The following is a 12,635-nucleotide window of genomic DNA, read 5'->3' on the forward strand; positions in this document are numbered from 1 at the left end:
TCCAGAATAATCTGGTGCGAACTCGCTTTCGGTCGTTCATTCACTCTTTCTTCAAAACTTCTCATAATCGTTTGTTTAATAATAAATAATAAAAACCATACAATTGTAGTATTTTTACAACACAAAGAAAACAACATAATGAAGAAGTTCTATGCTATAATTATAAAAAATAGCATATCTGAGCAAAAAAGATGGTTTATATACCATTCAAATACCCCAAAAAAAGAGAGACTCCATTCAAAGAATATTAAATTATAGGTTTTATATACAGAATTTATCCTGAAGCGACTTTCTTGTTATGAAAAGATCGTGTACCTTTGTAAAAGCAAAAACAAAAGTCTGTCAAAATTTTGCACAGACATTTTTGGGATTGTTTTGAGGACATTTTTCAGTCCCGACAAGGAGCATTGAGAACTGCGTAACATGCAGATACAGGAAAATAGTTTCCAAAGGACGGATAGATTTTTTGCTATCGGAAAATTTAGACAGGCTCTTAGAACATTCAAATTATTTAAACATAAAAAAGTATGGCGACAAAACCTTTTAAGTATCAAGAACCTTTTCCTCTGGGAAAAGACACTACCGAATATTATTTGCTTACCAAAGATGGTGTATCGGTAGAAACCTGCCACGGTAAAGAAGTTCTTGTGGTAGAGCCCGAAGCGCTTACCCATTTGGCTAATACGGCAACCCGTGACGTAGCATTTATGCTGAGACGTGAACATAACGAAATGGTAGCCAAAATACTTCATGATCCTGAAGCCAGCGAAAACGACAAATACGTAGCGCTCACCATGTTACGAAATGCAGAAGTTGCATGTAAAGGACAACTTCCATTCTGTCAGGATACCGGAACGGCAATTATTGTCGGGAAAAAAGGCCAACAGGTGTGGACAGGAGGTGGCGATGAAGAAGCACTTTCTTTAGGTGTGTATAAAACCTATACCGAAGAGAACCTTCGTTACTCGCAAAATGCGCCGTTAGATATGTACAAAGAAGTAAATACCGGCTGCAATCTTCCCGCACAAATCGACCTTTATGCCGTAGACGGGATGGAATATAAATTTCTTTTTGTAGCCAAAGGCGGCGGTTCTGCCAATAAAACTTACTTGTTTCAAGAAACAAAAGCCCTGCTTAACCCCGACACTCTGGTTAAATTCCTTGTCGAGAAAATGAAAACTTTAGGAACGGCAGCTTGCCCTCCTTATCATATAGCGTTCGTAATCGGCGGAACTTCAGCCGAAACCAATCTGAAAACGGTAAAACTGGCATCGACCAAGTATTATGACAATCTTCCTACAAGCGGGAATGAATATGGTCGGGCATTCAGGGATGTCGAACTCGAAAAAGTAGTTCTCAAAGCTGCTCAAGAATCTGGTATCGGAGCACAATTCGGCGGCAAATATTTTGCACATGATGTACGAATCATACGCATGCCACGACACGGAGCTTCTTGTCCGGTAGGTATGGGTGTTTCTTGTTCGGCAGACCGAAACATTAAAGCTAAAATCACCAAAGACGGACTTTGGATCGAAAAACTTGATGATAAACCCGGAGAACTGATTCCGGAAGAATTACGTCAGGCAGGAGAAGGCAATGCTGTTAAAATAGACTTGAACCGTCCGATGAAAGAAATTCTTGCCGAACTCGACAAATATCCGGTTGCTACACGACTTTCTTTGAATGGAACGATTATCGTCGGTCGTGATATCGCCCACGCAAAAATCAAAGAACGCTTAGATGCCGGTGAAGATATGCCTCAATATCTGAAAGACCATCCGATCTATTATGCCGGTCCGGCAAAAACACCTAAAGGAATGGCATCCGGATCTTTCGGTCCGACAACTGCAGGCCGAATGGATTCTTATGTCGATCAATTCCAATCAAAAGGGGGATCGATGATCATGATAGCAAAAGGTAACCGCAGCCAACAAGTGACAGATGCATGTAAAGCTCATGGAGGGTTCTATCTTGGAAGTATAGGCGGACCGGCAGCTATTCTGGCTCAAAACAATATCAAAAAAGTAGAATGCTTAGAATATCCTGAACTGGGAATGGAAGCCATTTGGAAAATTGAAGTAGAAGATTTCCCTGCATTTATCCTCGTAGATAATAAAGGCAATGACTTCTTTAAACAGATAAAACCCCGTTGCAACGGAGGTTGTAAGCTCTAATTCGGTCATTCCATAAATCACAATAAAAAAGGCGCAAATTGTAATCGCGCCTTTTTTATTGTGATAGAAAAAAACAGGAAAACTCTTTCCAGCTTTCATCCATAAAATACTATCTTATTTCCTGTCCCCGAAAATACGCAACAAATACAAGAACAAGTTAATAAAATCAAGATATAACGACAGAGCTCCCAGCAATGCCAGCTTCTGGGTCTGCACATTTATTTCCTGATTAGCCAACATCTGTTTGATTTTTTGTGTATCATAAGCTGTCAGACCGACAAAAATCAACACTCCTGCATAGGTTATGATCCAATATATCATTGCGCTCTGCATAAAGATATTAACCACCGATGCAATAATCAAACCGATAACCGCCATAATCAAGATATTTCCCCAAGAAGACAAATCTTTTTTCGTAAAATATCCATATAAACTCATCGCTCCGAAAGTTCCGGCCGTAATAAAAAAGGTTGAAGCTATCGAACTACGAGTATAAACGGCAAAAAGGACAGACAGCGTAAGGCCGTTTAATAAGGAATAAAGCATAAACAAACCGGTCGCCGTAGTAAAGGACAAGGACATGATTCGCGCCGAAACATACCATACTAAACCGAGTTCTGCTATTAACAAAATAAAAAACGTAGCTCTACCGCTGAAAAGCAAAGATGACAATGTCGGAGAGTTTACTACGGCTAACGCCGTAATTCCCGTAATAGCCAATGCCACGGTCATCCATAAATAAACATTTTTGAGAAGAGTTGCTTGTGCGGCTTTCATCTCATAACTTGAAACATAATTCGTATCCATATTCTATTATTATATAGTTATTTCTATCTTTGTACTACCGCAAATATAAGATTTATTTAATTGTTAACATTATACTCTTGAAAAAAAGGTCTTATTTTGAAGAATATAAGAGTTTATTTAATATTTTTCAAGACCTTACAGGCCGACGTATCGGTACACGTCTCCTATTAAGACGCACCCTCAATAAGCTCAGATTTTCCTCAAATTGAGATAATTGATAGGATGCCTTATCGGGAATGCGATCGATATACCAGTAAAACAACACATAGGAAATAAAAGCCTCACGTATCGTACGCTTTATTATCCCATCCGTTCCCGGAAATACTTCGTCAGGCAACACCAGAACAAAACTAAATGTATCCTCCTGAACAGGAGGTACGCATGTCTCCGAAAGATATGCAGAAACAACACCATTAATTCGGTCACAAGCTTCCTGCATACGATCACGGGCCCACAACAACTCATCACCGGTTAATATCCAGCGATCACTCCACCCCTCAGTAGCCGCCCCATCAGGAGATAAAGAGACCGCCATATAAGATGTCCGTTTCAATAATTCCTGCATTAATTCATCTACTCCAATGACGACATGTACACATTTTTTTTTCATAACATCTAATTTTACGATTTCAATACACGAATACAAATACCCATAACCAATAAAACAAGCAATATCCAAAATAGATTAAGAGAAATGGAAAACGGTTCTTTTTCCACACTTTCTTTTCGATCTACTTTCACATGAACACTATCAAGCCGATCATATAGAACATCCTTTATAGATTTACTCTCCGAGATTACATCCTGTTTAGCCATAGATTGCGAACGCAACGTGACCGTACGCTTCTCCTTGACAGGCAAACAAGAAGCTGTATCATCACTGCCATACAAGACATGTTCCCAAACAATATCCCACCTCCGAGAATCAAATCCGGATTTGAAAAACAAATCTTTTATCGAGTCTCTCACGATAAACTGCGAAACAGAAACCGTATCCGATTCTATTTTCTGATCGGACAACCGATGGGTTGATCTGCAAGAAAAAAAAGAAAATAGAATACATAACATACAACATAACTTCATCATACAGTTTCTCCCCGCTGATTACGATATAAAATGAGACGAGCTGTCTGCATTCCGAAAAAGAACCGGGAAGCATTCTCTTCAGCCAATATAGTAAACAAAGCATCTTTAAAAGAAGCCAAAGGCTTTTCTTTCATATACTCTGCCACCCGCTGTGCCAGTTCCTGATACATAGATACTTTGAGCTCGTTACGACGAGCCAAAGGCAAACGGTTCATAATGCGACGGACATTACGTGCCGCTTCTTCAAAAGAAATATAATACCGGCCCTTACCGCTATGCAAAGCCCTAAGTATTACATCATCACGAGATACATACGGAGCTGATGTTCCGAGTGATTTCAATTCATCTTCATAAGCCCGAACAAAATCTTGTTCTTTGAATTTTCTAAAATAATCTTTTTTCATCCTCTATCATTTTTTTGATCGAGGTATTGGGTTCTGCCGTTAATCACTAACGGTATTCATGTTATTGGGATATGGCAAAGATAAAAACAATATTGTAATTATACAACAATATAATGGTTATTTAACAACAAATATATAAAAGGTATGACTTATTGTGTAAAAACTCAATATACTTTATTATATAAAATGCATAAAAAAGAGGTCTCTGTCAACAGAACCTCTTAAGAGCAGATCAGCAACCTCCACAGTAAAACATCAGTGAATGATAATCTTCAAAGTAATCGGGACTTTATAGAGATCGGCAACTCAGGCATAGCCCCATTTTGAGTACACACATAAGCAGATACCTCAACCGCCAGTTCATGAGCTTCCCGTATACTTTTCCCTTTTAAAATCGCAGAAATGAACGTTGCCGTAAAAGAATCACCGGCTCCTACTGTATCGGCAACCTCAATTTTCGGAGTATTCACAAAAGAGACATTCTCCCGAGTAAAAACATAACTTCCATTTACACCACATGTCAAGATAAGAATTTCTAAACCATACTCTGATAAAAGAGCTCGACACTTATCCTCCAAATCGATGCCCGGATATTCAAACATACGACTCACCGCGATCAACTCCTCATCATTAATTTTCAAGATATTGCATCTTTTCATAGAATTACAGAGAATTTCCTTATCATAAAACCCCTGCCGCAAATTCACATCGAATACTCTGTATTGTCCTGCCGCATCGGACATAACATCAAGAAAGCGGTTTATCGTTTCACGAGAGACAGTATTCCGTTGGGCCAATGAACCGAAACAAACCGCACGAGTCTTCTTTGCCAACTTTTCCAAATCAACCGTAAAGGGAATATTATCCCACGCTACATTCTCCTTTATCTCATAACAGGGAATTCCGGCTTCATCCAACTCGATCTGTACCGTACCGGTCGGATAAGGTACTCTTTGAATCAGATAATTAAAACGCCTGTTATTGAAACTTTCTAAAATTTCATTACCTAACTTATCATCACCGACAGCACTCACGACATAACCGTCAAAACCATATTGCGACACATGATAAGCAAAATTTGCAGGAGCTCCACCGATCTTTTTTCCTTCAGGCAGCATATCCCACAATACTTCTCCCATTCCTACAATAACATCATTCATGGCATTATATATTCTTCACATAAATATGTTTGATACGTTTGTTCTCAACCTCCCGTTCCTCTATCTGAAAATATTTATCCAAAGACTTCATCAACGGAGTCAGTTTTAAAAAACCATAGTTGCGGGGATCAAAATCAGGTTTCTTCTTCATAATCAATCCTCCCACCTCAGCAAGAAATGCCCAACCGGTATCATCGGCCAAATCATCGATAGTCGTTCTGAACAAATTGATCAGATCCTTTCCGATAACCTCTTTTTCTGTAGCTTCCGACTGAACCGAAAGATCAACTCCAAAGTCTTTTTTACCCGGAAGATCAGTATCCCCGACCTTCAAAATCTCCAAATAAATAAATTTATCACATGACACGATAAAAGGATTCGGAGTTTTCTTTTCACCGATACCGATAACAAGCATCCCCGATTCCCGTAACCGTGTAGCCAATCGGGTAAAGTCGCTATCACTGGAAACAATACAAAAGCCATCGACCTTTTCGCTATGCAATATATCCATGGCATCGATAATCATTGCCGAGTCGGTAGCATTCTTTCCTGTAGTATAACTATACTGCTGAATCGGAGTGATTGCATTCTCCAAAAGAGAAGATTTCCAACCGGAAACTGTCGGTTTCGTCCAATCTCCATAAATTCGTTTAATTGTCGGAATACCGAACTTGGCAATCTCATTCAACATTCCTTTTACATTCGAATACGGGATATTATCCGCATCTATCAAAACCGCCAACTTCAAATCTTTATTATCCTTCATCTCTTCACTCTTATATTAAACCATAAACAAATATAGTGAATATCTACCGACAAAACAGAAAATAAGATTGATTTTCAACCTATTTTTTATATCCAGATCTTCAAATATTCTTTTTGTTCCACGAAAACACTAATCATCGGGAGGGAGCTTATTACTCTTCCAAAACTTCAGAACTTATCTAAATTTTGTTCGGATCAGGTTTGAGGGATTCTTTCGAAGATACTCGTCTGCATCTACGAGGGAAATAGCAGACTATCACAAGCGAAAACAGAAAAACAGAGCGGAGAAAAACGTAGGATAGCCTGATAATACTTCCGTATTATAAAAAGTTCAATATATTGTAAAATAATAAAGTAATTACATCATAATGAAGCATTTCTACTTAAAAGAAGTTTCTCGAACAAGACGTAAGTTTGCTCTAATCTCACTAATTCTGCCTATGTTTGGAAAAGAAAAATCCCTGAACTTCGATGAAGTTCAGGGATTTTATATCGTTTTTCTTTCTTAGAAAGTGATGCCACCAGGAATCGAACTATTGATTCAAGTGGCTGAATATCTTTGATTTATCTTTCTGCAAGTAGCGTAATCTCCCGCTATTGCTCCACCTTTGACTTGCTTTGCAGTATCTTACGGAGGTGATTTCTTACTACATTACAAATGTTAATACTTTATTTTGAAATACAAGCAAATGCCTTGTGTTTTTGCTCCACCTCGGTGTAGGATTCCAACCGATTCATTTTTTATTCAAATTACCAAGCATATCAATAAGCAAAGATATACCATCTACCATAGTCATTGTTTCATGTTTGGCTATTTGTTTGTCGCATTCTTCAATTTGCCGTTGGCATTCCAAAGCTAAATTATATTCTCCCTACGTGTATCCTCCTGTGATTCTGGCTTTGTACACAATATAGTTGCATATTTGTGATAACTCCACAATCATAGAGCGGAAACGGGTAACTTGAGCTATGTTATATGCTAAAGAAGCACCTTCAACAATCATTTTTGCTTTTTCATCTTTTAATGTAGCTACTTTTGCGTCAAGAAAGGCTAAATCAATTGCATTATTCATATTATAATAATATCACTTTATTTCTTGTTTAATCTTTTAATCTCTTTGTCAAAGTCACTTTCAAGCATATCCATTTCTCGCTTGCGGTATATCTCAAATTCCTTTTCAGCTTTTTCTATGGCTTGTTTATGTGAAATATTGCCTTTACCGATCAAGATCTTTCGTTTGTGAGCTATAATCTGATTGTCAAGAGCTTCTATCCAGTCCTTCATAGACATAGGGTTCATCTCTAATGCCTGGAATTCTGCAAAATCGAGAAATCCTGAAACTAACAGATTCAGTCGTTGCAGTTCTATTTCTGACAAATAGTTTTTCGCAATTTTTACATCATCTTTGGTTACGTAATTACCTTTGAAATTAGTCATTCCGACAAACGGTTTTTCATTGTCCACACGGTTGTATATTACCTCAGCAGCTGTATTCTCATGAACCGCATAATGTAGTTTGTTTTGCACAGTGGCGAAAAAAGTTTTAGTTATTTCACTGCGAGGGTCATAGTCCGTAGCTGTAGCATATATGTCAGTAACCTGCTGGTAAAAATTTCGCTCGCTACTGCGAATATCTCTGATACGCTGCAATAATTCTCGGAAATAGCGGTTCCCTCCCTGTTTCAACCGTTCATCATCCATCGCAAAACCTTTCTGAATATATTCATGCAAACGTTGTGTTGCCCAACGCCGGAAGCGTGTAGCTATTTGAGACTGGACACGATATCCCAAAGCTATGACCATATCGAGGTTGTAATGAGCAACATCTCGTGATTGTGTCTTCCCTTCTATTGCTCCATGTTGAGTGGTTATTCGGAAATTCCGAACAACCACATTTTTATCAAGCTCTCCATCTTCAAATATATGCTTAATATGTTCGCTTACATTTGATTTACTCGTTTGATAGATCTCTGACAACTGGCTTTGTGTCAGCCATAAATCTTCGTCAGCAAAGCGTACCGATACACGAGTTATTTCGTTATCGTCCTGATATAGGATTATTTTGTTTTCTTCGTTCATACGCATTATTTATCCTCATTTATTTCTGTGTTGCTTATTTCTTTTGAATGCTTGATTTTCAAGATATCCATGAAGCCCTTATCTTTACCACGCCATCTACATACAACATAATTATTGAAATCGTATTTTCCTAGATTCAGATTATCCGCATGGTCCGATATTATAACCTGAGGCATAAATCCATATTTTTGTTGCATAGAATATAATGTGTTAGCAATTTGAATGAAAAGATTTGTAACTGCCCGCAAGTCGTCATCAGCTTCTTTCCCTTCTTTCTGTTTCAGATCCTTTGCATTAAATTCAGATGCCGTATCTATTGTTGCTGGAAAATAAACTTGGCTGGGTTGGTCAAGGAACAAAATTGTTGGGACGGTTGATTTCTCTCCTAATGATACAAAGAATTCTAGAATACCAAAAAATAAGCAAACATGTGAATACAACCAATTTGCACCACTTCCCATATTTCTCAAATAAACTTTTGTTCCATTGTTTTTCAAATGATATAGTTCAAACGTATGAATGTCAAAATGTAGATTAATTGGCTGGTAAGAGCTTTCAAAATCAAGATTTTTACCCATGTCATTCATTGCCTTATTGATAAATTTTTCTGCATTTTCTAACTTTTGTTGTACATTATATTTTGTCTGCAGAATATCTTCCAGTTGCTTGATTTGCCTTTTAGTTTCTTCAATTTTTTTGCTATCAAATTGAATGAACATGTTTTTTGTCCATTCCAATTCGTTTTCAATTCTAAGCTTTAGTTTTAATGATTGTTCATCTAATGACTTGTTTTTCTCTAACTTGTTGTTTGTTTCTATAATTCTGTTTATTTCGGCATTAATCTTTCTCAATTCTAAGTTTATTGCAGATATATCTTTTTCACATTCACGTTTTTGTGGTAAGAATGAATCTTCTCTTTGAGGTGACTTCCTTAATTCTTCGTTTAGCCACTCAATCGCAATCCACAATTTATTGGCTGCATTTTCTGTTGCTGTTGACTCATGATGACAGAAAGGACATACCGCTTTTCCTCTTATTGCTTCCGTAATAGGTTGGTATTTATCTATCTTTTCAGCGTAGTTTCTAACATAATTAATAGAAGAGTTTATATGTTCTAATTTTAGAGATAGTCTTCTTCTTTGTGCCAATAAATCATTCTTTTGTCGAATCAATTCCAAATACAATTTCTTATACTCATCAGAATCTTCATTGACTTCGATTTTTATTTTCTCCAACTCATCAATATAGATTTGTGGCATACTTAACATTTGAGCACTAGTAATCGTAGGGAATAATTCATATCCGCTAATCGAAAGATATTCTGCTCTGAGCTCATCAATCACTGTTGCTCTTTCGTTTTTCTGAAATTCAAAATTGCTAAACTCTCTGTTGAATTTTTCTAATTCTTGGCGTTTTTCTTCTAATTCTCTGTTGATAATATAGTATCGTTGGTCAACGAATCCTGCAAATATTTTAAACTCATCAATCACTCTTTCTCTTTTTTCTTTCTCATCAAAACGATAGAATAGCGAATGTTTGTTTGCAACCAAATTCTGATGCTGAAGCATGAAAGAAACCATATTGCGGAATGATGGTCTACCTTTTTTGGGTTTGAATTTCAACGCTTCTTCGCTTTCGTCAATTTCTGAAATGTCATTTCCAAAGAATCGCCAAAGCTCATCTCTAAAACTTTTTAATTGGACAAAATATTCCTGCTTAAAATAAGCTCTACCAAGATGCTCAATATCAATTTCTTCTGTCTCAATTTTATAAAAAGCCTCAGTAGATTTTTTATTTTGTGTACGAGCAATAACCAAGTACGTTTCTTTTGCATGTATAACAACAAAATATAATTCTGCATTGTCAGTTATAACACCTTCAGGTATCGTGTTTTCGGAATTACCAGTACAATAATCAAACAATTCGATAATAGCACTTTTACCCGTAGAAGAACGTCCTGTTATGATATTAAGTCCTTCTTTCAAACAGATGTAATGACAGTTGTCTAATTTGTCTATTACACCAAGATATTTAATATAGCTTCTCATAATTTGTAAATTCCAAATGCGTAATATGTGTTTATAACATTTCGTGTAAATATCTTATGTAGTTGCGATGCAAGATTGATACTTTTTGACAATCTGCAATCTATTTGAAGATTATTATCTACTAAAACTGTTACACTCAAATCGTCATTTATTTTTATATATCCGCACTCCAACGCATATTGAAGACAGGGATTGGTAATGTCTTTGAAATATTCGAACCGTTCTTCGAATCCTGCCATTATTTCTTTATCATTTGTTATTCTGCTTAGTCTAGATGCTCTGGAAACAGTAGTGATTTTCTCTAAAAAATCAGAGTTCAAAACCAATGGAAATACAAAATATGCCAAAAGAATGTTTTTGTCCTTTGGCTGCAGATTCCTATAAAATGAGACAAGAATCGATGTTAGGATAAAAATATTACTTTGTAGAGTGGATATGTTTTCAATAAGCTTACTCATCTTTATGTCCTTTTAAAAGCCAAACAATGTCATCCTTATCATCTGCAAGTATTTGCATAACCCCATTATGAAAATATGAAGGCACAGAGTTGTAAGTGTGAAATGTACCATCGTTTGCCAATGTAACATTATCATATAGATCCTGAGACCTTTTCAAAGGTTCTCTTATTTCGTTAATTCTGCATGCCTTACGATATTCTGTCCTGTATCGTCTTTCTACAGATTTTTCATATTCTTCAAACTGAGTTCTTATCGCTAATGATTCTCTCAGTTCTTGTTCTATTAATAAAACCGTATGCACATAGTCATCTACAGCTTCAGGAATAACTTCGTCATATTCTATATCTTTTATTTTTCTAACAAATGAATTTTCTTCATATTCTTCGTTCTTTATATCTGTTAATTGTAATTTATCTGGAAACACTACAGTGTTTTTTCTTAATTTTTCAGCAATTTCCTGCGCTTCTTTCTCAAAATCTTCATTGGAAATTGTCCATTTTTTTTGTGGTCTGATAATCCATCCAAGTAAAGAATTAATATATTTGTTTCTTTGAATCTTTGGAATCGATTTGTTCCTATTTAAGAGGCTCTTATAGTACTGTTCGTCATCTGTATCCAAACAATCAATAAAGAGCTTTTTTGCAATTTCTGCCAATCGTTTACTTTTCGATGCATCAAATACGGCATCCAGCATTGATTTCAGTTTCTCAGACTTCCTCTTCTTTTTGTCAAAATATTCTTTTATGCGATTAAGCGTCTTTAATTTATCCTCTAATCCTTTTTTATTCCAACCTCCCCATTCGGATTTTTTTCCTGCCTTTTGAGTTGTTAGCAAAAATAATGAACTAAACTTTTCTATAGGAAAATCATCTCTCATCCAATTATGAATAGTATTCCAAACATTCTCATCTAAATCGGTTAAATCTGTTTTATAACATTTTGATTCAATCTGTGTAGGATTATCCCCACCCAACACAGAAACATCGCCAAACGTTTCAATAAAAACAGACTCTCCCTCCTGCATTTCAAAACATCGATCTAATGCGACAAGAAACTGAAATACAATTCCCTTTAACGTTGGTGTCGAATCAAAACTGAGTTTTTTCATTAGCCTATATGATATTTATTAGTTTAGTATTTGGGGAGTCTTTATATAATACGCCTTCTATTTTTTCAAGAAGGGTATTTTTTTCTCATTTGTGAAGAAGTTTGTCCCCATTGTTATTTACGTGAAATAATAAGATCTCTAGAATCAACATCTAACAATTCAGCTATCTTCATCAGCATTTCCAATGAGGGCTGGCTCGTATTGGAACACCACCGGGAAATGGTTGCCTCGTTCTTTCCTAACTGTCCAGCCAGCCATTTCCCTGTCTTGCCTTGTTCTACCAATACTATTTTTAATCGGTTTATCTTTTCTGTTCCCATATTTTTCTGTATTACAAAAATGCGATAATAGATTGATGATATTTGCAAAAATAATGATTAAGGATGAGAACAAGTAAAAACTTAACCATAAATTTCTCATGTTGCTCATTTTTTGTTTTTATGGAGGGCGTATCGGTTGGAAAATATAAAGCCCGTTGACCCACTATTATAAAAGTCTATTGACCCACCTTTATAATCTAAACTGCTCCATTGAGATTATAATAG

General features: G+C 36.3%; 13 protein-coding genes. 1 reads left to right on the forward strand and 12 read right to left on the reverse strand.

The window, feature by feature from the left end:
- The first annotated feature begins 527 nt into the window (after positions 1–527).
- The gene (locus AC1WHX_RS06195) at positions 528–2,174 is read left to right on the forward strand and encodes a fumarate hydratase (protein WP_009319080.1); all 1,647 of its coding nucleotides are present in this window, start codon (positions 528–530) and stop codon (positions 2,172–2,174) included.
- A gap of 114 nt (positions 2,175–2,288) precedes the next feature.
- Here AC1WHX_RS06195 and AC1WHX_RS06200 read toward each other — a convergent pair whose 3' ends face one another.
- From AC1WHX_RS06200 to AC1WHX_RS06255, 12 genes are all read right to left on the reverse strand, one after another.
- The gene (locus AC1WHX_RS06200; RefSeq protein WP_481229000.1) at positions 2,289–2,981 is read right to left on the reverse strand and encodes a Bax inhibitor-1/YccA family protein; all 693 of its coding nucleotides are present in this window, start codon (positions 2,979–2,981) and stop codon (positions 2,289–2,291) included.
- A gap of 127 nt (positions 2,982–3,108) precedes the next feature.
- Positions 3,109–3,591, reverse strand: coding sequence for a hypothetical protein (locus AC1WHX_RS06205; RefSeq protein ID WP_481229002.1), 483 nt, complete (start codon positions 3,589–3,591; stop codon positions 3,109–3,111).
- A gap of 11 nt (positions 3,592–3,602) precedes the next feature.
- A complete protein-coding gene (locus AC1WHX_RS06210) occupies positions 3,603–4,067 on the reverse strand; it encodes a hypothetical protein (protein WP_122338088.1) in 465 nt (154 codons plus the stop codon).
- Complete coding sequence (locus AC1WHX_RS06215; protein ID WP_009319084.1) at positions 4,064–4,471, reverse strand: hypothetical protein; 408 nt, start codon at positions 4,469–4,471, stop codon at positions 4,064–4,066. The genes AC1WHX_RS06210 and AC1WHX_RS06215 overlap by 4 nt, the downstream gene beginning before the upstream one ends.
- A gap of 272 nt (positions 4,472–4,743) precedes the next feature.
- Positions 4,744–5,631 carry a carbohydrate kinase family protein gene (locus tag AC1WHX_RS06220; protein WP_418236287.1) on the reverse strand — a complete coding sequence of 296 codons (888 nt, stop codon included), beginning with the start codon at positions 5,629–5,631 and terminating at the stop codon, positions 4,744–4,746.
- A gap of 4 nt (positions 5,632–5,635) precedes the next feature.
- Positions 5,636–6,397 carry an NYN domain-containing protein gene (locus AC1WHX_RS06225; RefSeq protein ID WP_009319086.1) on the reverse strand — a complete coding sequence of 254 codons (762 nt, stop codon included), beginning with the start codon at positions 6,395–6,397 and terminating at the stop codon, positions 5,636–5,638.
- A gap of 871 nt (positions 6,398–7,268) precedes the next feature.
- The gene (locus AC1WHX_RS06230; RefSeq protein ID WP_122338086.1) at positions 7,269–7,469 is read right to left on the reverse strand and encodes a hypothetical protein; all 201 of its coding nucleotides are present in this window, start codon (positions 7,467–7,469) and stop codon (positions 7,269–7,271) included.
- A 17-nt stretch (positions 7,470–7,486) separates the two neighbouring features.
- Complete coding sequence (locus AC1WHX_RS06235) at positions 7,487–8,476, reverse strand: virulence RhuM family protein (RefSeq protein WP_302545157.1); 990 nt, start codon at positions 8,474–8,476, stop codon at positions 7,487–7,489.
- Positions 8,477–8,481: 5 nt separating this feature from the next.
- Complete coding sequence (locus tag AC1WHX_RS06240; protein ID WP_302545156.1) at positions 8,482–10,524, reverse strand: DUF3732 domain-containing protein; 2,043 nt, start codon at positions 10,522–10,524, stop codon at positions 8,482–8,484.
- Positions 10,521–10,982 (reverse strand): three component ABC system middle component, encoded by a 462-nt coding sequence (locus AC1WHX_RS06245; protein ID WP_302545155.1) that lies wholly within the window; start codon positions 10,980–10,982, stop codon positions 10,521–10,523. Before AC1WHX_RS06245 ends, AC1WHX_RS06240 begins: the two co-directional genes overlap by 4 nt.
- A complete protein-coding gene (locus AC1WHX_RS06250) occupies positions 10,975–12,090 on the reverse strand; it encodes a hypothetical protein (RefSeq protein WP_481229005.1) in 1,116 nt (371 codons plus the stop codon). The genes AC1WHX_RS06245 and AC1WHX_RS06250 overlap by 8 nt, the downstream gene beginning before the upstream one ends.
- Before the next feature lie 113 nt (positions 12,091–12,203).
- Positions 12,204–12,410, reverse strand: coding sequence for a helix-turn-helix transcriptional regulator (locus AC1WHX_RS06255; protein ID WP_122338082.1), 207 nt, complete (start codon positions 12,408–12,410; stop codon positions 12,204–12,206).
- Positions 12,411–12,635 lie beyond the last annotated feature (225 nt).

The sequence above is a fragment of the Coprobacter sp. genome, from assembly GCF_982436375.1.